This is a genomic window from Lactiplantibacillus daoliensis (assembly GCF_005405005.1).
Classification (GTDB): Bacteria; Bacillota; Bacilli; order Lactobacillales; family Lactobacillaceae; genus Lactiplantibacillus; species Lactiplantibacillus daoliensis.
Genome location: NZ_BJDH01000003.1, coordinates 192,088 through 217,078, shown reverse-complemented (window position 1 = coordinate 217,078; position 24,991 = coordinate 192,088). Strand labels below are relative to the sequence as shown.

The window sequence follows — 24,991 nt, the reverse complement described above, 5'->3', positions numbered from 1 at the left end:
AGACCAGCTTGGTTTCGATAATCCGTTTTTTATTATTTCTTTCGCCAATGTCGATACCAAGAATGCAACGTCCCAATCACTAGACCAATGATCACGACGACTGCGGTAACGTAGCCAAATATCCCGATATACGTAATCCAATTGTTGTCCGAGTGACTCTGAACAAGCAATGATGATCCAACGATTAAGGCCGCCAAGATTACTGCCAAAACAACCTTATTGACCATCGTATCGATCCGATCAATAAACATCTTCCGGTGTGAAAACACGATGTTGACCCGTGTCTGGCCATTTTCAAATGTCTCCAACGCTGATAATAATCGCGATGGCAATTTAGGCGTATCGCGCAAACTTTGCGCAGTTGCTAATAACCCATCTTCCAGCTCATTACGCAAGTTCAAATGTTCACGCATATATTGCCGGGCGAATGGCCGAGCAACATCCATCATCGACAAGCTCGGATCCAAAGTTTCAACAATTCCTTCGATCGTCCCAAAAGCCTTCCCTAATAAGGTGACTTCTGGGTTCACCTGAATATTATTCGTTCGGCATACTTTGACCATTTCAAAAATTAGCCCTTGGAAGTCAATATCGCCTAAGCCAGAGTTATAATACTGACCTAAAAATGGCGCTAGTTCACTGAAAAATGCCTCTTCATCGACTTCCCCAGTCCGATTCGAGATGGCTAGAATGGCCTTCCCAACCTGACGGGTATTTTCAGTTGTCACGGCAATGACGACATTCGCAATGCCAGCCATTAAGTTAGGACTAATCGAGCCCATCATACCAAAGTCTAGATAAACCAAACGATATGGTGGTAACTGCCGTTTACCAATGATTCCAGTCTTTTTCGCTACGGTATCGTTATAGCCAATATCATCTTTTTTCAACTCACGTAACAAGATATTGCCTGGATGGGGATCTGCATGAAAGAACCCATCCTCAAAAACTTGTTTTAAAAAGTTGGTGACCAACACATGTGCCAGGTATTGCCGCTCTTCATCATACTGGTGATTGTTGTCCGCATCCGCTTGCGTCATTTTAGCCATAAAATGTTGGATACTCGTTCCTGGCATATATTGATTAACCAAAACTTTTTGCGTACTATACTTCGCATAAACGCGTGGCACCCGTAAAATGTCGTCACGATTATTCAATTGATAAAAACGAGTTCCATTACGAACTTCAATACTGGTATCCAGCTCATTGAACAACGATTGTTTGATTTCAGCGACCATCTCACGTAAGTCGATGACCGATGAATCCGGAATGTAGCGTAAAAGTGGTAACGCCCGTTCAAATAAGGAAATGTCCAAGGCGACTTCAGCGTCAATACCGGGATGCTGTACTTTGACAACCACTTTTTGCCCATTTAACAAAGTGGCATGATGCGTCTGTCCCATTGAAGCAGAGGCAAACGGTTGCTCATCAAAACTCGCAAACATGTCATTCATTTGTTTGCCCGTCTGAGTTTCAATCGTCTTTTTAACAACTGAAAAATCATCCGAACGAACATTATCTTGCAGCTTTTTAAATTCATTGGCAAATTCGGGTTTAACGATGTCCGTCCGTGAAGATAAAATCTGCCCAACCTTGATAAAAGTTGGCCCAAGTTCCTCAAAAGCGGCCCGCACCTGACTGGGATGTTTTTGTCGAGCCAAATTGCTTAAAACATTATAGCGCCGCAGCACACTCACAATCGTTCGAAAACGCGTGTGGCGATTCTGATTAGCTTCCCACTTGGGGATTTGATCTGCCATTTGCAGGCCCCCTTCACTACTGATAATTTATCTCTATTATCCATCTTTCACACCCAATCCGCACTAATTGAATGACTTTTTTCAGAAAAAAGGTTGACAGTCACTTAAATCGGCTGTAAATTATAGGCACATTAAAAAACGGTTAACAAACGCGTTGATAAACAAAGTACATCTTCGCGACAGTTCTCAGAGAGTGCCAGTTTGGTGAGATGGCATAACGTCGTGATGATTGAAAATCAGTTTTGAGCGGCAGTGACGATGGCTTAGCCTAGTCGCTGTTGGGTGCTCCCATTATCGAGCCAAGGTATCGCGGGTGACCGGTCACTTGCCGTACCTGTGAAGGTTATCATAGTAATATGATGGCAAAGCTAAGGTGGTAACGCGTTTTAAACGTCCTTGTTTCTGAGAATTCTCTCAGACTGCAAGGACGTTTTTTTGTTTAACCGACAAAATTTAAGGAGTATCTGCTAATATGCTAAATAAAATCCAGAAACGAAACTTAACCAAACGTGATTACGTCACTCTGAGTTCAATGATCTTCGCCCTTTTCTTTGGCGCTGGCAACTTAATTTTCCCACTGCATCTAGGGCAATTAGCTGGTAGTCATTGGGGTGTTGCTGCTGTTGGATTCTTGGTGACGGCCGTTTTACTACCATTGCTTTCAGTTCTAGCCGTCTGTGTCACTAAATCAAAAGGCGTCTATGACATCGGTAAACCACTCGGTGCCACGTTCGCCATCGTCTTCATGGTCTTGATCCACTTTACAATTGGACCATTCTTCGGGACACCTCGGACCGCGACCGTTTCCTTTACGGTTGGTTTAGCGCCCTTCTTCCCAGCCCGCTATCAAACTTTAGCTCTACTCGTTTTCTCGGCGGCTTTCTTCGGCCTGGCTTATTACCTCTCATTGGAACAGCATAAAATTATGAACCGTGTCGGTAAATTATTAAATCCATTATTCTTGTTATTATTAGTCGTTGTATTCTTTGTCGCTTTCAGTAGTCCCTTAGCTAGTGCCAGTCATACCGCTGCCACAGCCGCTTATCAAACCGCTGGCTTTACGAACGGCTTCCTACAAGGTTATAACACGATGGACGCGTTGGCTGGTTTAGCCTTAGGGGTGACGATTGTGACGGCCGTAAACTTCATGGGCCAAACTGATCCCAATAAAGCTGCTTGGGTTACCGCGCGAGCTGGTTTATTTTCCATGAGCTTCGAAGGTGTCATCTATGTTCTCTTAATCTTAGTCGGCGCCCAATCATTAGGCATGTTCAAGCTTTCTGACAATGGTGGTGTGGCCTTCAACCAAATCGTTAATCATTACATGGGTACTTTTGGTCAAGCCGTTTTGGCCGTATTGATCATCACAACCTGCTTGACGACCGCTATTGGCTTAGTCGCAGCTTTTGCCCAAGACTTCCATAAACACTTTAGCTTCTTAAGTTATAAAGGTTGGCTACGACTCACTTGCTTGGCTTCCTTCTTGACCGCTAACGTCGGCTTGAATCAAATCATTGCTTGGTCGACGCCAGTATTAATGTTCCTCTACCCATTAGCAATGGCACTGATCTTCTTATCAATCCTGTCACCATTGTTCCATAAGGCAGCCGTCGTCTATCGGTGGGTCGTGGTCTTCACGGTTGTCCCAGCGCTATTCGACATGATGGCAGCCTTCCCAGCTTCTGTCAGTCAATCTGCTCTTGGTCGTGCCATGGCACACGTTCAATCATTTATGCCACTCGCAGCAAGTGGGATGGATTGGCTCGTCCCTGCCTTGGTTGGTGCAGTCTTTGGAACCTTGCACTACTTGCTACTCCAACATGGTAAAAATACTGTTAGTGTTGGTGAACATAACTAGACGTCTAAAACAGGCTTACCCAAATTTAGCGCTCCGTCAGTCAGAATCGGCGGGCTGTGGGGGGCGGGCTAAGAACTTTCAACTTGTAACCTTTAGTAGACATTAATGAAATAAGCGTCACACGTGAATTTAGACGTGCGACGCTTATTTCATTTTGTACTATCGCGTTCAATCAAGCTGGTTCCTAATTCCACCCGCTGAGGCGTCTGGCGACCTTCCAAACGACTAACAATCAGATCAACCGCTGTGGTGCCCATCAGCTCCGTGTTAACATCGACGGAACTTAACTCCGGATAGACAAACGTTGCCAAGGATGTATTGTTAAAACTGAACAATTTTACTCGTTCTGGCACTTTGATATCCGCTGCTTGTAACGCTTTTAATGCCCCGGCAGCCATTGGATCGTTGGTAATGAAGAACGCCTGTGGCAGCTGGTCACCCAAATCTTGAATGGCTTTTTTCATCATCAAGAATCCAGATTGACTCGTATAATCGCCCTTAAAGACTAGTTTAGGGTTAAAAGCATCATGGCGTTCCATTGCTGTTCGAAAACTCAACATCCGCTGATCTACAACTGCCATTTCATGGTCAGTCGTCATTTCACTCCCGTGAATTAAGCCAATCTGGCGAATATCACGATGCCAAAAGTAATCGACGACCCTAGCTGTTGCTAGACTGAAATCCGTGACCACACTATCAAAGCCAGCCGCGAACTGATCGTCATCGACAAAAACTAGCTTATCGGTAATTGCTGCCATCTTAGAAACTTGCTTGGGACTAAACTTACCGATGGCGATAATCGCATCAACAGCCGTATCTAACTGATGCATATTACTTTGGAAGATCCGAGTCACCTCGAACTGCTGTTGCTGACCACGTTGTTCAATTCCCATTCGAATCGACATGTAATACAAATCATCTTGTTCTTCCGACTCAGAATACCACTGAACGATGGCTAATTTTTTACGCGCAACCGGCATTGGATGTCGTTTACTTTTTGAGTAATGTAACGTCTTGGCAACTTCAATGATTCGTCGCCGGGTCTCATCGCCAACTGAAAGGGATTCATCATGATTCAAAACGCGGGACACCGTTGCAAGTGAAACACCGACCTCTTTTGCAATATCTTTTAATGTAGCCGCCATGCAATGGCCTCCTAATTCATTCCATATCGTCCGTGACGCAACGTTTTAATGCGCCAACTATACGATTTTAAACCACATTAACTGCTGCGACAAACCGATCAAACGCGGCCTCACCGGCAGCATCCCATTTAAATACACCAGCATCTGCTAAGACGCGAGCAAAGACTTGGCCCACTTCACGATCAATAATCTCTGTCACGTTCGTTTCGGTAAAATCATATTTTGCCCTCAATGCGTCCGCCCAGGGTTGATGCATTGCGACCATCTGATTCTGCCGACCCAAAACGTAATTTTCAACTTCATGTAGTTCAGGCTTTAACCGTGCCGGCAAAATTGCCCGCCCCATCACTTCGATTAAACCGATATTTTCTTTCTTAATATGTTGGACATCCTGATGTGGATGGAAGATGCCATCAGGATATTGTGCCGAAGTTTGATTATCACGCAACACTAAGTCCAACACGAACTGATCTCCAATTTTACGAACAATTGGGGTCGTCGTATGATGACGCACATTATCGGTATACGCCCGAACATCAACTTGTTCGTCAGAATATGTCAGCCAACATTGATGAATCTTAGTTGCCGCGTCAATTAACGCCTCAGTGTTCGAACTCGTCAAGCGGATCGTTGACATTGGCCATTTGACAATTCCTGCTTCAACGCCCGCAACACCAAGATCAATCTGTCGATCAATTGGCGCCTTCATCATTGGAAAGACATGTCGCCCACCTTGATAATGTTCATGAGTCAGCATCGAGCCGCCAACGATCGGCAAGTCCGCGTTACTCCCAACAAAATAATGTGGAAACTGTTTAACAATTTCAATCAGATTACTGAAAGTCTGACGATTAATCACCATTGGCCGGTGAACCCGATCCAAGAAAATTGAATGTTCATTAAAATAAGCGTATGGCGAATATTGGAAGCCCCAAGTTTCACCACCTAAAGTCAGCCGAATGACCCGATGATTGCTACGCGCAGGATAACCTAAGCGGCCTAAATAGCCCTCGTTTTCGAGACAAAGCTGGCACAATGGATAACCATTTTCAGGCGCATCCTTCGCCGCGGCAATCGCCTTAGGATCTTTTTCCGGTTTCGACAAGTTAATCGTAATTTCTAGTTCACCAAAGTCCGTTTTAGCGGGGAAGACAACATTCTTCGCAATCGCGCGCGTCTTGATATAATCATTCGCCTGACTTAAATGATAGAAATAATCTGTTGCCGTTTGCGGACTCGTCTGATATTTATTCCAAAAGGTTTGGTTTAAAACTGACGGTAGTGGTGTCACTAAGTCCATTAATTGGTCAGCTAAAATATCCTGGTCTGATTGATTAGCTTCAATTTTGCCACTCCGAATTGCGGTTTGAACTAGCGCATCCGTCAAACTAGTCAATTGATCATCCGGTGCTTCAACTGGCTCAGCCTCACCAACAAGTGCTAAGATCCGATTATGGACATAAATTTGATCTAATTCAGTATATTGTGACGGTGACGCAATGACAGCGGCTACAAATTGATCAATGGTTGTCATTAGGCTTGGCCTCCCCGATCATCATAACCAGCAGGATGACACTGTTTCCAGTTCCAGGCCGTCTTGATAATCTCTTTGACATCATCATATTGTGGCTGCCAACCCAAAACCTCACGGGCTTTATCACTAGCCGCAATTAACGTGCTTGGATCGCCGGCCCGACGCGGTGCCATGACTGCTGAAATCGGCTTTCCGGTAACTTCTCGGGCAGCATCCAACATTTGCTTATTTGAAAAGCCCGTCGAAGATCCGAGATTAAAGGCATTGCTATCATGACCCTGTTTCAAGTATTCTAACGCCAAGATATGAGCATCCGCCAGATCAACAACCTGAACATAATCGCGCACGTTGGTCCCATCAGCGGTTGGATAATCACCACCAAAGATTTGCAACTGCTCACGCTCACCCGCAGCAACTTGTAAAATAATTGGCACCAAGTGTGTCTCTGGATGATGATCTTCACCGATACTGCCATCAGGTTTGGCTCCTGCCACATTAAAGTAGCGTAGCGCAACGAACTTAATACCATAAGCGACATCAGCCCAGTGCATGATCTTTTCCATCGCTAATTTACTTTCGCCATAAGGATTCGTGGGTACTTGTGGATCAGTTTCTTTAATCGGCACCTGCTCAGGCTCGCCATAAGTCGCCGCCGTTGAAGAGAAGACAATCCGTTTGACCGCATGTTGCTGCATCACTTCGAGTAATTTGACCATTCCAGTCGTATTATTGTCGAAATATTTGAGTGGATTTTTCATCGACTCTGGCACAATTGAAAAGGCTGCAAAGTGCATCACACCTTCTACTTTTTCTTGATCAAAAACACTCGTCATGAAGTCAGTATCTCGTACATCTCCTTCATAAAAGCGCGCTTGTGAGTTGACGGCGGCACGATGACCGGTCACCAAATTATCAACTACCGCAACGTCATACCCTTTCGCAATCAAGCGATCGACCGCATGAGAACCAATATAACCGGCCCCACCTAAAACTAAAACTGCCATGAATTTTCCTCCTTTATCAATTCAGTCCTAATTATGCCCGAGTTGTCGCCAATTCCCGTGGACCATCAGCGATTTCAGCAATATAAAAGTCAGCATCATGACCAATCTTTTCTCGGTAAACTTGACCAACATTTTGTTTGAAGGCTGCCACTTGATCCTTCGCCACGATGGCAATGGCACAGCCGCCAAAACCAGCACCGGTCATACGAGCACCTAGCACGCCCGATTGCTGCCAAGCCGTTTCTGCTAAGGTATCAAGTTCTTTACCAGTCACCTCGTAATCAAAATGGAGCGACACGTGTGACGCAGTGACTAGGCGACCAAACGTGTCCAAGTCATCATTTGCTAAAGCTTCAGTAGCCCGGATCGTCCGCTGATTTTCAAAAACCGCGTGGCGTGCCCGTTTGATCAAAGTCTCATCATTAATCAGATAAGCAGCTTCATCAAATTCAGCTTCATTTAGATCACCCAAGGATTTGATAGCTAGCTTCGTTTGTAATCGCCGGAGCGCTTCTTCACATTCTGAACGCCGCTCATTGTATTTAGAATCTGCTAATTCACGCCGTTTATTCGTATTCATAATCACAATAACATGCTTGCCCAGTTTTACAGGGGCATAGGAATAAGCCATGGTATTCGTATCTAGTAAAATTGCTTGATCTTTTTTACCCATTCCCACCGCAAATTGATCCATGATTCCTGAGTTAACGCCAATATAGTCATTTTCAACTTTTTGGCCCAATTTTACTAATTCTAGTTCACTAACTGACAAGCTAAAGACCGCTTTAAGAATCGTCCCCATCAATAATTCAATTGACGCTGACGAAGACAAGCCAGCCCCATCTGGTAAATTACCGTGCACGAATAAATCAAACCCATGATCGAATGTGACCCCAGTCTTCGCCAACATGGCTAACATGCCCTTCGGATAGTTGGTCCAACCGGCAGACTTTTGATAGGCCAAGTCATTAATATCAAAGCTTACAATGCCTTGATCAGGGATGTTGGCGGAGTACATCCGCACTGTCATATCTGTGCGGGCAGCGTATACGCCGTAGGTTCCAATGCTAATTGCACAAGGAAAAACGTGCCCACCATTATAATCAGTATGCTCGCCAATTAAATTAATCCGACCAGGGGAAAAGAAAACACGTTCTGGTTGACTGTCGTACACAGCTTTAAATTCTTGTTGTAAGTTAGTGACTTCCATAATTGGAACCTCCGTAGTTTGTTTTACTAAAATTTTACTAAACTAAATGTAAGCCTTTCCAATTGATTTGTCAATCCATTCAAACTGCTCATTTGTTGCTAAAAATTAGGGCCAGTTTCTGCCATTTACACGATAATGTGCTATTATAAATATAATTATTAGGTACAATCAGGGCCGCATTTTACGATGCGGCCCTGATTTTTTATTATTTAGGAAAAGTCGAAGTTTAAAAATCGCCAGTCTGCGCCACTACGTCAATCATCAGGCGGTGAAAACTAGTCGAATACTGCCGCTTCCGGTTGTTACTGATAACATGCGGACGAGGGACCGGTTCAAGCCTTAGGGACGTCTTGGTCCTCGCCCGAAAGCTTTGCAAAAACCGCAAATTTCTCGAACCGTCCGTGGTGTAAGGCCGGCAAAGAAACGCCGGTCAAACGCCACCTGCACGTCCGATGCTATCAGCAACAACCTCCAACTAATCAGTGCTTTTTAAGAGATAAATCAGTTATTGATTGCTTAGCGGAGTCAGTCAAATTTAGGTAAGTCTACTTTAGACGTAACGGTTACTGGTACTGCGACATTTGTGCTGTTTTTGAGCCTTTCAACCGTTAGCTATTTAGTTAACCGTTCATATTGATAACTGATCGTATGCGTCACTGGTTGACCTGGTCGTAAGATAATATCTCCAAAATCGTCTTGATTGATTGCATCTGGCAATGTCTGAGCCTCAGTTGCCAAAGCATTATACTGATGCGCAGCCTGTTTATCAACGTCAAACGGGTTAGCTGTAAAAATGATCAAACTATTCCGATCTGAATACAACTTAACTTGCCGCTGACCGTCCGTATCACCCAAGGCCGCAATCGGTTCGGTCGCACTGGGCGTCACTTCGTAAGCATCATCAAATTCCACGCCGTCACGCTCAACCTTGAGCTGCTTTAATGCCTCTTGGACTGGTTGCGGATAATTAAAATCATAAGCGGTGTTCTTAACTGCTAATTTGCGACCGGTTGGCACCTTCTCTGCATCAAATGCTAGATGCTGATCACTGTGAATCTGTAACCATTGATGTTCAAGCGTGGTCCGATCATTAGCTACGTTCCAATAAACGTGATTAGTTGGATTAAACAACGTCGCCGCATCCGTATCACCAGTAAATGCGATTGAAACGCGATTGTCATTATTCAGCGTAAATTTAATCTGCACGTCCAAATTACCTGGATAATGATCATCAGTGGTTTGAATATGCCGGCTCAAAGTCACGCTGACACTGTCAGCTGACTGGCTAAACTCACCATTAAAATTCAACGTATTAAAGCCATGATACCCACCATGTAATGAATGAGTCTGCTCATTCATATCAACCTGATAAGCTTGACCATCAATGGTAAACTTGGCGCCCCCAATCCGACCGGCCACTCGACCGATGGATTGACATAAACAAAAACCCACTCGCTGATAGTCAGCCATACTGTCAAGGCTCCAAATCAGTGGCCGCTCAACCCCGTCTTCATTGACGACAAATTCCTGCCACGTCCCACCATAGCTTAAAACTGAGATTCGGGTTTGTTGATCATTAATTAACGTATATCGTGTCACATCTTGACCTGCTACTTGGCCAAAAATAGTTGCTTTTGTTTCCAATAACCACACCTCCACATTTTATAAACCGTTTTCATCGTTTATTATAGCAGAAGTGTCTACCCACTTTAGTAAAAGTTTTAACTAGACCAATTACCCGTGCTACCCCTTACTATTGACAGCTTTCATCAAAATTGCTAAGCTTTTGGAAAGCGCTTTACTAAACTAATTATTTAACGCTTACACACTAGGAGGATTTCACTTATGATTTTTGTTAACTCACCATTAATGCAAGATAAAATTATCGACTTATTAAACAACTATAACGAAGATGGCGTGACCTTTGAATTTGTCGACAAACAAGGCATGAAGCTACGTTTTAAGACCAGTTCTGATGACCCTGAAGCAGCCGCAAAGCTTGCTAAGTCTGCCATTAAAGGTCAGGACTGGGGCACTGTGCTTTTCTTCCAAGCCGCAGCAGAATAATTAAACTTAACCAGCTTCAGCAAAGGAACCAATTCACTTTCGAATTGGTTCCTTTTTTGCGCTTTTTACTAATTGACAACCTCTTTTATAGTTTCATTTTGTGATATAAGTCACGCGAAATGTTGAATTACATTACCTATCAAAAGTGTTAACTTAAAGGTATCAAAATCAGTCTCTACCTGAAAACGGAGGATTTCAATTTATGACAAAATCACTGGCACAACTTTATCCAATTTTGTTTGGCGGCGACTATAACCCCGAACAATGGCCAGAATCAACTTGGGAACAAGATATGACCATGTTAACCAAGGCTGGTATCAATTCCGCAACCATCAATGTTTTTTCTTGGGCATTACTAGAACCAAAAGAAAACACATACGACTTTTCAATGCTAGATAAAATCGTCAACATGTTATCTGAACATCACTTCAAAATTGTCATGGCCACTTCAACCGCAGCCTTACCTGCCTGGATGGTCAAGGCCTACCCAGATGTAACGCGGGTCGATACTCACGGTATTCGCCAGGGATTTGGCAAACGCCACAACGCTTGCCCTAACAGTCCCAATTTTCAGCGCTTAGCCAAGGGACTCGTCACTGCAATTGCCAACCGCTACGGTGATAACCCAGCGATTGTTTGTTGGCACATTTCAAATGAATATGGCGGCCAATGTTATTGCGAAAACTGTGCGGCAGCCTTTCGCCTGTGGTTGAAACAACGTTATACCACTATTGACGCCTTAAACACCGCTTGGAACAGTAACTTTTGGAGTCATACTTTTCATGACTTTGAAGAAATCGTACCACCGGATCAACATACCGATGAATTTGAAACTGGCGGCGCAGTTCTTGGTGGTGAATCTTTAGACTACCGGCGTTTTCAATCAGACAGTTTGCTCGCCAACTTTAAATTAGAAAAAGACCTCATTCGCACGGTCGATCCCGACACACCTATCACAACTAATTTTATGGGTACGCAAAAAGATCTCGATTATTTCAAATGGGCCAAAGCCTTGGATGTTATTTCCTGGGACAACTACCCCAGCTTCGACACACCAGCTTCATTCACGGCCATGAGTCACGACCTGATGTACGGCCTGAAGCAACAACCATTTATGTTGATGGAACAAACCCCCGGGTCACAAAACTGGCAACCTTATAACTCACTGAAAGAACCTGGTGAATTACGAATGCTCAGTTTTCAAGCGATGGCACACGGGGCCAACACGGTTCAGTTTTTCCAATTGCGGCAATCACGAAACGGTTGTGAAGAATTTCATAGTGCTGTGATTTCACACGTCAATTCAACCGAAACCAGAATCTTTAAAGAAACCGCGCAAATTGGTGCAGATCTTAAACTGCTACCCGCTGACCTGCTGACTAGTCAGAAACAATCTGAAGTCGCGATTATTTTCGATTGGGAAAGCTACTGGGGCGTTGACTTTTCGGTCGGCCCCAACGTACGGCTTAACTATGTCGATCAAGTCCATGCGTATTATCAATACTTTTATCAGCACAATATCGCCGTCGATCTGATTTCGACCGATGCTGATTTATCATCCTATAAATTAGTCGTTGCGCCGCTCATGTTTATTTTAAAAACTGGTTTTGCCGATAAGGTCACTGACTATGTTAACCAAGGTGGCACCTTTGTCACCAACGCCATGAGTGCAACCGTTGATGAAGAAGATAATGTCCTGCTAGGCGGGTATTTGACTGCCCTCCATGACGTCTTGGGTCTATGGGTCGAAGAATGGGATTCACTCCCACCAGTTAACAATTGTCGCATTCAGTTTGACAACCAAACAACTGCTAAAGCTGACATGCTTTGTGACATTATCCATCTCGAAACCGCAACAACTATTGCCGCTTATCACACTGATAAATTCTATAATGAGTACCCAGCAATTACGGCGAATCATTACGGCCAAGGACGGGCCTTTTTCGCTGGCACCTATCTCGACCAAGCTGGCATGGCAGCCTTCGGTCAGCAACTCATCACCGCTGCCGGTTTGACCCACCCTGACGATCAAAATGACGGTGTTGAACTAACTAGCCGTTATTCAAACGATTACCGTTATGATTTTCTAATCAATACAACGGGTCAGGCCAAGTCTTATCACTACGATCCAGCAACCACAACCGCACACGAACTGCTAACCGACCAATTAATCCAAACGGGCGACTACCAACTTGCACCCTATGCCGTTAAAATTATTCGGGCATAATCGGACGCTTAAGATAGTTTAAAACCCAGTCGAATCCTAACGTTAAGGATTCGGCTGGGTTTTATTTTCTATCAGAATTAATGGTAATATTAATATAAACGTTTATTTGATGCGGGGGGATTAATAATGAGATACCGATTTAATGTTAACGATCGTTCACTGCCTTTCTATGTCGACAGTATCGGCTACGACTGGCATCAGGAACCAATTGATCGTCCCCATGGTTATCCTTACGTTCATTGGCTACAAACACTGTCAGGTAGTGGTGAAATCACTGTTGGTAATCAAACAGTGGTCCTATCCAAAAATCAAGGCATCTTGATTCATCAAGGCGTACCCCATCGTTATCACGCCATCGGAACCGACTGGCAAACTGAATTTTTTACCTTCGGCGGTGCTTTGATTCTTGAGACGACTGCCATGTTAGGTTTCCACGACTACTTGCTGGTCCAAGAAGCAGATAGCCAGGTTTTTAACTTCATCAAAGAACATCACGCTGAAATTGAGAATCCAGAACCATTGCAACTTTATCAGTCATCTGAACTCGTTTATCAATTTTTACTGTTGCTAAAGCGACATATGATTACTAATCCCCATAATCAACCGATTTATCAAAATGTGATTGAACCAATCGTCCAATTCATTCATCAACACTATCAAGAAGAGCTGCAAAATCGTGATTTTTCTCGGCTTTCTAATTATAGTGAACAGTACATTCTAGCCATTTTCCGACGATTTGTTGGTACTTCACCACATCAATACTTACTGCAGTACCGCATTCAAAAAGCGAAAGAGCACTTACTCAATAATGCAAATGATTCCATCGAAACTGTTGGCAAGCAGGTTGGTTTCAATACAAACAGTCACTTTATTGCCGTCTTTAAACGATTCGAACACATTACACCTGGTAAATTTCGCCAATTCTATTTTTAACAAAATGACAACAAAAATAGTGCTCAACGCAATGGCTGAACACTATTTTTTATCGTCTAGCTTAAATCAATATCCAGTGGATCTACTTTAGGCTTGACCGGCTTTTTCTTTTCCAAACCATTATTTTTAATCACATCTTGGTACCAGTAGAATGACTTCTTCCGATAACGATCAAGCGTCCCTTGACCCTGATCATCTAAATCAACGTAAATGAAGCCATAGCGTTTGCTCATTTCACCCGTTGAAGCACTGACCAAATCGATACACCCCCATGGTGTGTAACCCATGAGATCGACGCCATCAGCGATGGCACCAGCCATTGCTTTGATATGGGCTTTCAAGTAATCGATACGATAGTCATCCGCAACATAAAAGTTTTCATCTGGTTTATCAACGGCACCCAAGCCATTCTCAACCACAAATAGTGGCTTTTGATAACGATCATAAAGTTCGTTCAAAGCAATCCGTAACCCAGTTGGGTCAATTTGCCAACCCCAGTCACTGGCTTTCAGGAATGGGTTTTTGACGCCACCCATTAAGTTACCAGCAACAGTACTCGTGTCGCGATCCGTTGTTTCAACCGCCATCGACATGTAATAGCTAAAACCAATATAGTCGACCGGGTATTGTTTCAATAAGGCCAATTCACCATCAGTAATCTGGAGATCATCAAAGGTTAAGCCATACTTCGCTAACAAGCGCTTCGTGTAGGCTGGATATTCGCCACGGACTTGAACGTCGCCACAGAAAAAGTTGAAATCTTGATTCTGCTGCAAATTTGCTAATTGATTCTTAGGATTTGAATCATAGCTATAACTTGTCGCATATAAAATCATGCAACCAACGTGTAAGTCTTTGCGCAACTCGCGAGCAATTTTAACAGCTTTAGCACTCGCAACAAATTGGTTATGCCAAGCTTGGAAGACATTCTTTTTATCGTTGGCACCAGTTGATGGTACCATGCCCTGACCCATGACTGGGAAATGTGCTGCACTATTAATTTCATTAAAGGTCATCCAATATTTGACCTTGTCGGCATAGCGCGTTAACACTGTCCGGGCAAAACGTTCATAAAATTCAATCAAATAGTGGTTCTTCCAGCCACCATATTTTTTAGCTAAATCAAGTGGTAATTCATAATGTGAAATCGTGATAACTGGCTGAATATCATGTGCCAAACACTCATCAATGACATTGTCATAAAATTTTAATCCAGCTTCATTTGGTTCGGTTTCATCACCATTTGGGAAAACTCGTGACCACGCGATTGAGAACCGGTAGCACTTAAAACCCATCTCAGCAAATAAAGCAATATCTTCCTTGTAACGATGGTAGAAATCGATACCAACATGATTTGGATACGTATATTTAGTTTCATCAATGGTCCAATCAAAGTCTGGTTGTGACACAATCTTAAAGCGATCCTTGCCACCTGGTAAGGCGTCGGCGATTGAGAGTCCCCGGCCACCTTCTTGATAGCCACCTTCGAGTTGATTTGCGGCAGTTGCGCCACCCCATAAAAATCCTTCTGGAAATGCTGACATTAAACTGACACCCTTTCTGGATTACCTAATTTCCGGCTGTGTTAACCCTTACATTTCCAGTATAACAATGTGAACTAACAAATACAGCCTAAAATGTAAGCGAATTGCGACACTGGGAAGTTTTCTAATGACGAGTTACAATCGATTTTTATTAACAATTAAATGTTCGGAGCATGTTAAACTTAATAAATAGTATTTTAGAAAGGATCATCCATTATATGACTTATAAAACTATTCTATTTGACGTCGACAATACCTTGATCGATTCAGCAACAATTGCTGCCAATGTTTTCCATGAAGTTGCCGCCGAACTGGGCCTCGATGTACCAGCGAAAACCATTCGTGGTTTAGTGGGTATTCCCACCGAAAAGATTATCCAAGAACTCCACTTAGACCATGCAGCCGAACTCAATGAAGCTTTCACTAAAAAAATCGGCCAACATAAAGACGAACTACAACTATTCGATGGTATTCATGAAACTTGGGCCAAATTAACTGCCGTCGGTCGAGAAATCGGCGTCGTCACTTCAAGAACGGCTGCTGAAGTTCAAAGTGACCTCGGTAATTTTCCAGAGATTACAAGTCTGCCAATCATTGTCACCGCAGATAAGACCACTGAACACAAGCCAAGTGGTGCCCCACTTGAATATGCAATTCAACAACACGGCCTCGTAAAAGCTGAAACCATGTATGTTGGTGACACCATTTATGATTTAAAATCTGCTTTAAATGCTGGCATCGATTTTGCCAGTGCCACTTGGGGCGCACTACCAACCACTGACTTTTCAAAAGCAACCTATCAACCAAAACGCCCAATTGATCTGCTTTCAATTGTTACGGCATAACTAGAACCAATCGTCAATGACAACCTGATTTAAACCAAAAACCACCGCAATTATCATTTAATTGATAACTACGGTGGCTTTTGAATTTCTATGGCGTTTCGATGCGTCACGTCAGCCCCACAACCAGCCCACAAAAAAACACCGACATCTTCATTTCAAGAAATCGGTGCTTAGGAATTATTATTTTAAAACTAATTATTTAACTAATTCAGTTGCGGCATCAGGTGTTAAGAATTCTTCGTTAGGCTTTAAATCAAAACGCTTGATTAAGTCACGGAAATCTTTATCAGTAATTGATTGTAAGATCACGCCACCTTGTTGTTGAATCGTCGTGTAGATCAAAGCTGACTTTTCAACGGTTTCAACCAACCCATAGGTTTCATCCAATGAGTCACCGGCAGCAAAGACACCATGATGTGGCCAAACAACGACACGGAAGTCGCGCATCTTGGCAGCAGTCTTTTCGCCAATCTCGTTGGTCCCTGGGCACATGTAAGGAATCACGCCAATGCCTTCTGGGAAGACAACGATAGATTCTGGATGCATCTTCCAAAGGGTCCGACTGAAGCGCTTTGATGATAGCGGAACAGTAAAGGTCATGGCTACCAAGTTAGTTGGATGGCAATGCATGATAACACGTTGGTTAGGGTTTTGCTTAAGACGTTCGATATGACTCATCAAATGAGCTGGGAATTCACTGGTTGGTTCACCACCATCATTGAAGCCCCACATTAAGTCAACACGGTTGCCAGCGTCGCTAATCCGAACTAAGCCCATGTCACGTTCTGGGTAATCAATCATGTTCTTGAAGTAACGCCCAGTCCCAGTAACCAAGTAATATTTGCCAGCCAATTCACTAGCATCAAATTTAATTGGAATTTCACGTAGGACTTTGTCAGTCCCAGAGAAAGCTTCAACTTCTTCTTTAGTAAGACGTAAGCTGACGTTACCACCGTTACGTTCATCCCAACCATGGCGATACAAATTGTTAGTCGTTTTAGCCATATCACGAACATATGGTGATTCAATAAAGTCTTTCATTTTGACAACCTCTTCTTAATTTAGTTTATTATTCTGGCAATCTACAAAATTTAATTATTGATTGTCACGTGGAAATTGAACTTTTTGTTCATAACTGTGAATATCATTTAACCAATCGGTCCCAACTGGGGTATCATTTTGCAAACAGAATTCATCCCAGATTGCGCCGAATGGGAATGACTTCAATTCTTCGGTAACAGCTAAGCGCTTGGTGAAATCAAAGTTCAATTCCGCTTTCTTCAAATCATCAATTGGTGCTAACATTGCTTGCAACAATGCTTTTTGAGTTGCGCGAGCGCCAATGACCCAAGCTGCAACCCGGTTGATCGTGGCATCAAAGAAGTCTAAGCCGATATTAGTCCGACCTAACTCGTTATCACGAACCAATGAGCGGGTGATGCGCGTTAAGGCATCGTCAAAGATGACAACGTGATCACTATCCCAACGAACTGGACGTGAAACGTGTAACATCAAGCCTTTACCAAATGGTAAGAAGGCTGAGAACTTGTCAGAAACATCTTCTGTTGGGTGCCAGTGACCGGCATCAATCGTCCAAAGCTTACCCCGGCTGATTGCATAGTTGTTATAGAACAAATGTGACCCAACGGTGTAAGATTCAATCCCAGTCCCGAATAACTTACCTTCAACGGCTTCAATTGTATTCTTTTCGTCGTACTTCTTAGCAAAGACTTCATCCAAAGATTCAATCAAGCGTTCACGAGGCGCTTGCTTATCAATTGGGTTATCCTTAAAGCCATCTGGAATCCAGAAGTTATTGACTGATTGTTGCCCGAGTTCTTCACCAAAGTAATTGGCAATGGCCCGTGACTTCTTACCAACTTCGATCCAGTAATCACGAACAGCTTTTTCTGGACTAGCCAAAGTAAAGTTATGCTTAACCATAGGATTTGAGAAGAATGATGGGTTCATATCCAACCCAACGCCTTCTTGTTTAGCCCAATCGACCCAATACTTAAAGTCTGATGGTTCAACTTCATTGAAGTCCTTCTTCTTATCAGTCACACCATAAATGGTATGTAATTGAACTTTGTGACTACCTGGAATTAAACTCAAAGCTTCATGTAAATCACCAGTTAATTCATCAGGGGTGCGGGCACGACCAGGATAATTACCAGAAACGCCAATCCCACCAGTTAATTCTTGATCAGGATTCAAGAACCCATGTAAATCATCGCCTTGCCAGCAATGAATTGATAATTTAACTTGTTTCAGTTGTGCCATGACTTTATCGGTATCAACGCCTAATTCAGCGTAACGTGCTTTGGCAACTTGGTAAGCTTTTTCTACTTCATCTGTTTTGACCATTACAATTCCTCCTCAATCTAAATGAAACATTTCCTTCAGATCCGTTGTGACGGGACTATTATCTGGATTCGTATCCATCAATGGGGCCATATAGCGCCACCACTTTTTACAAACCTCGGTATCGGCAATCTTGTTATAGGTTGCTTCATCTGGTACTTCTAAATAAGCAAAAGTTTGACCAGTCGCTTCATTTAGAAAAATCGAATAATTCGAAGCCCCATATTCCTTCAATGCGGCACGCATTTCCGGCCATAATTCCGAATGGCGTTTTTTATATTCTGCATAAGCATCCTTGTGTAGATACATGACTTGACCTATTCTAACCATTTATGCCAACTCCTTACTGCGGCCCTTTAAAAAGTCTTGGTAGCTCTTTAAAATACCTGAATATTTATCCGTTTCAGGAACAAAGTGATTTAAGTCGAACGATTGACCAATCATTTCACGACCAACTTTTAAGTCAGCCACATCACCGGTGCTAATCATTTGAACTAACACATTCCCAATCGCTGTTGCCTCGTTAGGTCCAGCAACCACGTCAACCTTGGCTAACGTACTCGTCATCTGATTCAACAACGCGATATTACTGCCACCACCAACGATGTTTAAAGTAGTCAATTTGCAATCTAGAATTTGATCAAGTTTTTGAACTTCATTCGCATAGAACAAAGCTAAATTCGAATAAACCGCTATCATTATTTCGCTAGGTGTACGTGGAACCGTTTGGTGGGTCTCCCGACAATACATCTGGATTTCATCAACCATATTAAATGGCTTAATGAACCGTGGGTCGTTAATATCGATAAATTGTTGGAATGGCTTTTCCTGAGCAGCCATACTTGCTAACTCACTAAAGCTGTAACAATTCCCAAGGTCGCGCTTAATGCACTGGGCAATCCAGAGCCCCATGATGTTCTTTAAGAACCGGTAAGTGCCATAAGCACCCCATTCGTTAGTGTAATTATTTTCAAAGGCGGCTTGTCCATTCTCGGGAGTGTTTAATTCCTTGCCAAGTAATGACCAAGTTCCAGAACTTAAGAAGGCCCAATTCTCACCAACACCCGGAGTCCCAACAACGGCAGAAGCCGTATCATGAGTCGCCACCGTGATCACTTTAGTTGCTGGTAAATCGAAGCTCTTCATCCAATGATCACTGATGGTGCCGAGATAAGTCCCAGCTTCAACTAATTTTGAAAATTGGCTGTCGTGAACATTGATCTTCTTCAATAAGTCTTCATCGAATAAACCTGCTCGCAGATTTAACATTTGTGTCGTTGACGCATTTGTGACTTCTGTGACTGATTGCCCGGTCAAAACGTAGCCGATATAATCGGGAATCATCATGATCTTGTCAGTTTTACCTAATAAATCTTGATTTTCTTCATATAATTGATATAACGTATTAAAATCTAAGAACTGAATACCCGTTTTTTGATACAAATAATTTTTAGGTAAATCACTGGTTAGATCTGAAATCGCGTGTACCGTCCGATTATCACGATAACTAATCGGATCGGCGAGCTTGTGCCCGTCTTCGCCAACCAGTACATAATCAACTGCCCAAGTATCGATACCTAGATAGACTTGCTGGTATCCGGTCGCTTTTACTTTAGTCAGCCCAGTCAGAATTTCATGAATCAAATAATCGATATTCCAACGGTCATGACCATCATTCTTTTTAAAGCCATTTTTAAAGCGATGAATTTCTTTTAATTTAATGTGTTCATTTTCATCACATTCCGCTAACATCAGGCGCCCACTAGACGCACCGATATCAACTGCAACATAGACATTCTTCACTGATCATTCACCTCGTCTTGCCTCACAGCAACGCATATTATTCATTAATACCATTTCTATCGAGACAGTCCTTTTTGCTCCCTGTCTTGATTACACTATAATTGTATGCGCTAACAACGACTGTCACAATGTCACAAAATGCGAGGAAAAGTATCATATTTGCAGATGTTATTTTCCTGTTTGGAAATCAAAAAAATAAAAAAAGCCCGATAACTTAATATCGAGCCTCATTTAACACGGCTTTAAACATTGCGATTTCTTGTTTCTGTTGGCAAATGTCCATATTTTTGTTGGTACTTATTATAAAAATAGTTTTTATTGGAAAAACCAACCTGTCGAATAATTTGCGAAATTGGCAATTTAGTCGAAGTAATCAATAATTGCGCTTGTAATAACTTTTGTTGATTTAATAGCTCCGTGAAGGTCTGACCCGTCTTCTTCTTGATCAGATTACTTAAATAATAGCGATTATAATTTAACTCTTTAGCCACGGATTGTAATGAAACCGTCGCGTAACCTTTTTCAATATCTTTAAGAACTGTCAGCATTACCGGATCATTTAAACGTTGTTTTGATTTATTCATAATCTCGCTCTGATAATCCCGAACCAACGTAATTAACAAGATTGGTAAATAGCTACTAATAATCTGATTTGAGAAATTTCTAGAAAAATAGTACTCCGACAAGATAGTATCAATTATGTGGATCACATCAGAATCGCCGTGCTTGTGAAAGTAAATAAACAACGGTTCGGTTTGATCTTTAGTCGTCGTATTCATCAAAAAATTAAACAGAATACTATCCGAGTCATATAATTTGTCGAGCAAATCAAGGTGAATATCTTTATTTCTAAACAAAATATTAATCAGAATATCGTCATCGCCCAAGGCCTCTAAGCTATGTGAACTCCCGATATTCAGTAAGACCACATCCCCAGCATTCAGCTCAACGCGCTTGCCATCAATATATTCGACGCCATGGCCAGAATACATATAATTTAGCTCTAAAAACTGATGGGTATGGAGTGGGTATTTTGCATATCGATTATGTTTACTAACATAAATATCCTTGTTCTTAAAAAAATGACGGTTGTTCAAAGAGATAAAATCATCATTACTGGCATCAATCGTATCATCCGGTAAGTCCTGCACGTATTTATGCGTCTGTTGCTGAACTTTTTCAACAGCAGTTAATTGGTGTAGAAGCGCATCTAATTGCTTATCCATCATGTTTATTCATCCCCTGTAAATCCAGTACACATCTAGTGAAAATATCATATTGCAATACTCATTGTATCATTGTTTAATATTATTGGAAGCGGTGTCAGTATTTTTGTGCGAATCTTCACTTAATTCGTTCAATTTACTAACCATAAGTAAATTCTTTAATAAAATATTTTTAGAAGGGTGATTAGTCATGAAAATCGGTATTCGTGCTCATGATATTCATATTTTCGATGATCCTGAAAAATTAGCTGTTAGCTTGAAGGACCATCAATTTTCATACGTTCAATTTGCGCCACGTGTTTCACTTGCTGGTTTAACCCAGAATGGCGCTCAAATTAATTTTGGTTTAGGCAACCGTGTTAAACAAGCCTTCGATCAAAATGGCGTCAAAATTGCCGTGCTTGGGTGTTACTGCAATATTATTGATCCAGATATGGACAAGCGCCAACAAGTCTTACATCAATTCAAGAAGTATTTGACCGCGGCCCATTCATTCGGTGCCGATTTAGTAGCCACTGAAACCGGGAGTGTTGATCCAACGTTCCATAAAACTCCTAATAATTTCACTGCTGTCAAGATTGACGAAACGATTGAAGTCATTCGAGACTTAGTTAAAACAGCTGAAAAAGTAGGCTGTTTAGTCGGGATTGAACCCGGTGTTAACCATCCGATTTATTCTTTAGCAGTGACCAAACAGTTGCTAGCAGCCATCCCATCACCAAACTTACAAATCGTGTTAGACCCTGGTTCGTTAGTTATGAACGCTGACGATGATCCCGTTCAAATTCTCAAACAAGGTATTCACGACTTTGGTGACCGGATCTATGCTTACCATATCAAGGATTTCGTCTATAAGACAGATCATATTGAAATTACACCAATTGGTGAAGGCCAAGTGGACATTGAAGCGCTGTTCAAAACAATTAACACCGCGCAACCTGGTGCCTATGCCATTGCCGATGAATTGTCTGCCACCTCGATTGAACAATCATTGACTCGCCTACAGGCCATCGCGCAAAAAATTAATTAAAGCAAAGGATCGATTAAAAATGTCAATTCAATCAACTAACCCTTTAGCGGGTAAAATGCTTTATGCTTTTGGTTCAAGTATCGTTAATGGTCACTTAGCCAATGTCAGCTTTGTCGAAGATGTTGCTAAAGCTAATCATTTACAATATCGCAAATTTGCCATCAACGGTGCCACAACTCGGACTAGTGATCCCAACAACATTTTAAAGCAAATTATCGCCGCACCAAGTATTATTCCTAACTTTATCATTTTTGATTCCTGGGCAAATGACGCTTATCCTGAAATCGCCAATGATCCAAAACAATTTGGTGAAATTACTGAGGGTTTCGAGGCTCAGTTGGATTCAAAAACTTACTGCGGCGGGCTGGAAACCATCTGTAAAACGTTAGTTACCAAGTATCCTAGTGCCCAATTTATTCTCTTAGCCACTCATAAGACCCCTGCTCGTGAACTTGCAATTCAAGAGAAGATGTATCAAGCAGCGATGACCATCTGTCACAAGTGGTCGTTTGATGTGCTAGATTTATTCAACGCTGGTAGCTTTAACACGTTCATCAAAGACTATCAATATAACTATTCTTATGACCAACCGGATGAAAATGGTGGCAACCACGCTTATGGTGGTTCCGGAACACATCCAAACGCTGATGGCTATCGTCGCTTTTACGACACTGCCGTCACGAACAAATTATTGTCATTTGTTTAAACTTGTCCATCTAATCAAAATAGCGACCCACCTCATCGAGTTAAATACTGGTGAGGTGGGTCGTTGTTTTAACTAAAGGTTTCGCGTGAAAATCACTTTCTCTGGTGCGTCAACTATGATCGCTTCCGGTTGTTGCTGATAACATGCGGACGAGGGACCGGGTCAAGCCTCAGAAACGTCTTGGCCCTCGCCCGGAAGCTTTGCCAAAACCGCAAATCTCCCGGACCGTCCGTGGTGTAAGGCCGGCAAAAAAATGCCGACCTAACGCCACCTGCACGTCCGATGCTATCAGCAACAACCTCCAGCTAATCGATCATTTTTTGGGGGTGACTCTGTTATTCACGCTTAGCGGAGTCAGTCAAAATCGGTGTGCAGTGTCGTCGGCGTTCTTGGCTAACTAATCTCACGGAGCAATTCAAAGACGTGGTTTATCGACTTGGAATTGAGGCGGCAGACCGTACTTTGGCTGGCGCCGTCCCCCACCACACACCGATTTTGACTGACGGAGCGCGGAATTCGGGTGCGCCTATTTAGACACAAAAGCAGCTCGCCGAAATTGGCGAGCTGCTTTCTTTATTAACCCTTAGCTTTAACGTAAAGTGATTGCATCAATTCCTGATGCAAGTAAGCTAAAGTCCATACCTTGATCGAATTGACGATCTTCCAGCGTATTGAAGCGTTCAGCCATATAATAAGCCGTCAAGTACCGCTTCAAAATTGCCTTTGATGCTTTAAGATCATCAGCTTCTTCTGGATGGAAATTCTGAACAACTGCATAGGCAAACTTTTCTTCATCTAATTTCATTTTATCTTTAGCCATAATTAACACTCTCCATTTCTCAATTTATAACATGACTAGTCCCGTGGCGCCCACTAATAAGATAATCAAACCCAAGACGGTTTTCTTAACTTGCCCGCGAACCAGTTCATGCAAAACTAAACCACCAATTAACGTTGACACAATCACGTTTAACTGTGACAAGATAAATGCGTTGACCATGCCATTTAAAGAAAGTGAAACCAAGTAGGTCGCTGCCGCTGCTGAGAAAATAATCCCAGAAGAAATATTTTTCAAAGTTGCGGGTTGCCAAGCTTCATGCGGCTTAGTCATGCCAATCACTAATGCAGCCGTCAGCATGCCTAAAGCTTGTGGCAAAAAGCCATTCAAATTTGAGCTAACCTGCGCATAGTGTGGTAATGCTGAATAACCCCAATAACCGATAGTCGTGAAGATCAGAATGAGATATTCCTTTGACTGGCCAGCCGTAACTTTCAACTTGCCATTGGTCAAATAAACTCCCAGTAAGATCACTACCAGCATGACGAAACTTAGCAAAATATCCCGTGCACCATGCCACTCGTGAAATAGTAAGCCACCAATGATACTGTTACCAATAATTTGTAACGCCGTCGACAGCGGCATCGTCGTGCTAACGCCTAACTTCTCATAACCATTATATTGACCACTCTGACCAAAGCTCCAGCAGAAACCGGAACCAAAGAAGATCAAACCAGCTTGCCAAGTCACGGTTAAATGTAAAAGCCAGGTTAAGATTGCTGCAACTAACGTAATTCCAATAGTCGTCCCAATCATCTGTTGACGAAACGACCCACCGGCGACCTTACGAATCCAAATTGGTAGAATGCCCCAACAAAGTGCGGGGACTAATCCAATTAATATTGCCCACATAAGATTACCTGATTCCATCTGCTTAAAAAATAAACGGCACCACCG

21 protein-coding genes and 1 other annotated feature are annotated in these 24,991 nt (G+C 42.6%); of the genes, 7 read left to right on the top strand and 14 right to left on the bottom strand.

Annotated elements, in window-relative coordinates; translation table 11 throughout:
• Nucleotides 1-32: 32 nt before the first annotated feature.
• Entirely contained in the window at nt 33-1,760 is a 1,728-nt protein-coding gene (locus tag FFM64_RS05260) for an ABC1 kinase family protein (protein ID WP_137606958.1), read from the bottom strand.
• Nucleotides 1,761-1,905: 145 nt separating this feature from the next.
• Nucleotides 1,906-2,161, top strand: a binding site (T-box leader).
• Nucleotides 2,162-2,232: 71 nt separating this feature from the next.
• On the opposite strand from FFM64_RS05260, the gene brnQ reads away from it, so the two are divergent.
• Nucleotides 2,233-3,618 (top strand): branched-chain amino acid transport system II carrier protein, encoded by a 1,386-nt coding sequence (gene brnQ, locus FFM64_RS05255; RefSeq protein ID WP_137606957.1) that lies wholly within the window; start codon nt 2,233-2,235, stop codon nt 3,616-3,618.
• A gap of 149 nt (nt 3,619-3,767) precedes the next feature.
• Here the strand turns inward: brnQ and FFM64_RS05250 are convergent, their stop codons facing one another.
• The 5 genes from FFM64_RS05250 to FFM64_RS05230 form a co-directional block, all read right to left on the bottom strand.
• Complete coding sequence (locus FFM64_RS05250; protein ID WP_137606956.1) at nt 3,768-4,763, bottom strand: LacI family DNA-binding transcriptional regulator; 996 nt, start codon at nt 4,761-4,763, stop codon at nt 3,768-3,770.
• A gap of 67 nt (nt 4,764-4,830) precedes the next feature.
• Nucleotides 4,831-6,297 carry a UDP-glucose--hexose-1-phosphate uridylyltransferase gene (locus FFM64_RS05245; protein WP_137606955.1) on the bottom strand — a complete coding sequence of 489 codons (1,467 nt, stop codon included), beginning with the start codon at nt 6,295-6,297 and terminating at the stop codon, nt 4,831-4,833.
• Entirely contained in the window at nt 6,297-7,301 is a 1,005-nt protein-coding gene (gene galE, locus FFM64_RS05240) for a UDP-glucose 4-epimerase GalE (protein WP_137606954.1), read from the bottom strand. The genes FFM64_RS05245 and galE overlap by 1 nt, the downstream gene beginning before the upstream one ends.
• Nucleotides 7,302-7,332: 31 nt before the next feature.
• Complete coding sequence (locus FFM64_RS05235; protein ID WP_137606953.1) at nt 7,333-8,511, bottom strand: galactokinase; 1,179 nt, start codon at nt 8,509-8,511, stop codon at nt 7,333-7,335.
• Nucleotides 8,512-9,123: 612 nt separating this feature from the next.
• Nucleotides 9,124-10,155 (bottom strand): aldose epimerase family protein, encoded by a 1,032-nt coding sequence (locus FFM64_RS05230; protein WP_137606952.1) that lies wholly within the window; start codon nt 10,153-10,155, stop codon nt 9,124-9,126.
• A 201-nt stretch (nt 10,156-10,356) separates the two neighbouring features.
• Here FFM64_RS05230 and FFM64_RS05225 point away from each other — a divergent pair, with 201 nt between their 5' ends.
• From FFM64_RS05225 to FFM64_RS05215, 3 genes are all read left to right on the top strand, one after another.
• Entirely contained in the window at nt 10,357-10,578 is a 222-nt protein-coding gene (locus tag FFM64_RS05225; protein WP_137606951.1) for a hypothetical protein, read from the top strand.
• A gap of 202 nt (nt 10,579-10,780) precedes the next feature.
• Nucleotides 10,781-12,805 carry a beta-galactosidase gene (locus FFM64_RS05220; RefSeq protein ID WP_137606950.1) on the top strand — a complete coding sequence of 675 codons (2,025 nt, stop codon included), beginning with the start codon at nt 10,781-10,783 and terminating at the stop codon, nt 12,803-12,805.
• Nucleotides 12,806-12,931: 126 nt separating this feature from the next.
• Entirely contained in the window at nt 12,932-13,738 is an 807-nt protein-coding gene (locus tag FFM64_RS05215) for an AraC family transcriptional regulator (RefSeq protein ID WP_137606949.1), read from the top strand.
• A 56-nt stretch (nt 13,739-13,794) separates the two neighbouring features.
• Here the strand turns inward: FFM64_RS05215 and FFM64_RS05210 are convergent, their stop codons facing one another.
• Entirely contained in the window at nt 13,795-15,282 is a 1,488-nt protein-coding gene (locus FFM64_RS05210; RefSeq protein ID WP_137606948.1) for a glycoside hydrolase family 1 protein, read from the bottom strand.
• A 218-nt stretch (nt 15,283-15,500) separates the two neighbouring features.
• Here FFM64_RS05210 and FFM64_RS05205 point away from each other — a divergent pair, with 218 nt between their 5' ends.
• On the top strand, nt 15,501-16,127 hold the full coding sequence (locus FFM64_RS05205) for an HAD family hydrolase (RefSeq protein WP_171000300.1): 627 nt from the start codon (nt 15,501-15,503) through the stop codon (nt 16,125-16,127).
• Nucleotides 16,128-16,322: 195 nt separating this feature from the next.
• Here the strand turns inward: FFM64_RS05205 and rhaD are convergent, their stop codons facing one another.
• From rhaD to FFM64_RS05180, 5 genes are all read right to left on the bottom strand, one after another.
• Entirely contained in the window at nt 16,323-17,168 is an 846-nt protein-coding gene (gene rhaD / locus FFM64_RS05200) for a rhamnulose-1-phosphate aldolase (protein ID WP_137606946.1), read from the bottom strand.
• 54 nt (nt 17,169-17,222) lie between these two features.
• Nucleotides 17,223-18,494, bottom strand: coding sequence for an L-rhamnose isomerase (locus tag FFM64_RS05195; RefSeq protein ID WP_137606945.1), 1,272 nt, complete (start codon nt 18,492-18,494; stop codon nt 17,223-17,225).
• 12 nt (nt 18,495-18,506) lie between these two features.
• Nucleotides 18,507-18,821 (bottom strand): L-rhamnose mutarotase, encoded by a 315-nt coding sequence (rhaM, locus tag FFM64_RS05190; protein ID WP_137606944.1) that lies wholly within the window; start codon nt 18,819-18,821, stop codon nt 18,507-18,509.
• A complete protein-coding gene (gene rhaB, locus FFM64_RS05185) occupies nt 18,822-20,294 on the bottom strand; it encodes a rhamnulokinase (RefSeq protein WP_137606943.1) in 1,473 nt (490 codons plus the stop codon).
• Nucleotides 20,295-20,536: 242 nt separating this feature from the next.
• On the bottom strand, nt 20,537-21,523 hold the full coding sequence (locus tag FFM64_RS05180; RefSeq protein WP_223876896.1) for an AraC family transcriptional regulator: 987 nt from the start codon (nt 21,521-21,523) through the stop codon (nt 20,537-20,539).
• 187 nt (nt 21,524-21,710) lie between these two features.
• Between FFM64_RS05180 and FFM64_RS05175 the strand changes: the two genes are divergently transcribed.
• Nucleotides 21,711-22,550 (top strand): sugar phosphate isomerase/epimerase family protein, encoded by an 840-nt coding sequence (locus FFM64_RS05175; RefSeq protein WP_137606941.1) that lies wholly within the window; start codon nt 21,711-21,713, stop codon nt 22,548-22,550.
• Nucleotides 22,551-22,569: 19 nt separating this feature from the next.
• The gene (locus tag FFM64_RS05170; protein WP_223876895.1) at nt 22,570-23,256 is read left to right on the top strand and encodes an SGNH/GDSL hydrolase family protein; all 687 of its coding nucleotides are present in this window, start codon (nt 22,570-22,572) and stop codon (nt 23,254-23,256) included.
• Between the two features lie 589 nt (nt 23,257-23,845).
• Here the strand turns inward: FFM64_RS05170 and FFM64_RS05165 are convergent.
• Together FFM64_RS05165 and FFM64_RS05160 are read right to left on the bottom strand one after the other, a co-directional pair.
• Nucleotides 23,846-24,076, bottom strand: a complete 231-nt coding sequence (locus FFM64_RS05165) for a hypothetical protein (RefSeq protein WP_137606940.1) — start codon at nt 24,074-24,076, stop codon at nt 23,846-23,848.
• Between the two features lie 24 nt (nt 24,077-24,100).
• A complete protein-coding gene (locus FFM64_RS05160) occupies nt 24,101-24,946 on the bottom strand; it encodes a GRP family sugar transporter (protein ID WP_137606939.1) in 846 nt (281 codons plus the stop codon).
• Nucleotides 24,947-24,991: the final 45 nt, after the last annotated feature.

What these genes read in the sequence shown, in the direction of transcription:
- FFM64_RS05215 (WP_137606949.1), top strand. Translation starts at nt 12,932, where the DNA reads ATGAGATACCGATTTAATGTTAACGATCGTTCACTGCCTTTCTATGTC.
- rhaM (WP_137606944.1), bottom strand. Translation starts at nt 18,821, where the DNA reads ATGGTTAGAATAGGTCAAGTCATGTATCTACACAAGGATGCTTATGCA.
- brnQ (WP_137606957.1), top strand. Translation starts at nt 2,233, where the DNA reads ATGCTAAATAAAATCCAGAAACGAAACTTAACCAAACGTGATTACGTC.
- FFM64_RS05165 (WP_137606940.1), bottom strand. Translation starts at nt 24,076, where the DNA reads ATGGCTAAAGATAAAATGAAATTAGATGAAGAAAAGTTTGCCTATGCA.
- FFM64_RS05225 (WP_137606951.1), top strand. Translation starts at nt 10,357, where the DNA reads ATGATTTTTGTTAACTCACCATTAATGCAAGATAAAATTATCGACTTA.
- FFM64_RS05170 (WP_223876895.1), top strand. Translation starts at nt 22,570, where the DNA reads ATGTCAATTCAATCAACTAACCCTTTAGCGGGTAAAATGCTTTATGCT.
- FFM64_RS05160 (WP_137606939.1), bottom strand. Translation starts at nt 24,946, where the DNA reads ATGTGGGCAATATTAATTGGATTAGTCCCCGCACTTTGTTGGGGCATT.
- galE (WP_137606954.1), bottom strand. Translation starts at nt 7,301, where the DNA reads ATGGCAGTTTTAGTTTTAGGTGGGGCCGGTTATATTGGTTCTCATGCG.
- FFM64_RS05210 (WP_137606948.1), bottom strand. Translation starts at nt 15,282, where the DNA reads ATGTCAGCATTTCCAGAAGGATTTTTATGGGGTGGCGCAACTGCCGCA.
- FFM64_RS05195 (WP_137606945.1), bottom strand. Translation starts at nt 18,494, where the DNA reads ATGGTCAAAACAGATGAAGTAGAAAAAGCTTACCAAGTTGCCAAAGCA.
- rhaD (WP_137606946.1), bottom strand. Translation starts at nt 17,168, where the DNA reads ATGAAAGACTTTATTGAATCACCATATGTTCGTGATATGGCTAAAACG.
- FFM64_RS05220 (WP_137606950.1), top strand. Translation starts at nt 10,781, where the DNA reads ATGACAAAATCACTGGCACAACTTTATCCAATTTTGTTTGGCGGCGAC.
- FFM64_RS05260 (WP_137606958.1), bottom strand. Translation starts at nt 1,760, where the DNA reads ATGGCAGATCAAATCCCCAAGTGGGAAGCTAATCAGAATCGCCACACG.
- FFM64_RS05245 (WP_137606955.1), bottom strand. Translation starts at nt 6,297, where the DNA reads ATGACAACCATTGATCAATTTGTAGCCGCTGTCATTGCGTCACCGTCA.
- FFM64_RS05235 (WP_137606953.1), bottom strand. Translation starts at nt 8,511, where the DNA reads ATGGAAGTCACTAACTTACAACAAGAATTTAAAGCTGTGTACGACAGT.
- FFM64_RS05175 (WP_137606941.1), top strand. Translation starts at nt 21,711, where the DNA reads ATGAAAATCGGTATTCGTGCTCATGATATTCATATTTTCGATGATCCT.
- FFM64_RS05205 (WP_171000300.1), top strand. Translation starts at nt 15,501, where the DNA reads ATGACTTATAAAACTATTCTATTTGACGTCGACAATACCTTGATCGAT.
- FFM64_RS05180 (WP_223876896.1), bottom strand. Translation starts at nt 21,523, where the DNA reads ATGATGGATAAGCAATTAGATGCGCTTCTACACCAATTAACTGCTGTT.
- FFM64_RS05250 (WP_137606956.1), bottom strand. Translation starts at nt 4,763, where the DNA reads ATGGCGGCTACATTAAAAGATATTGCAAAAGAGGTCGGTGTTTCACTT.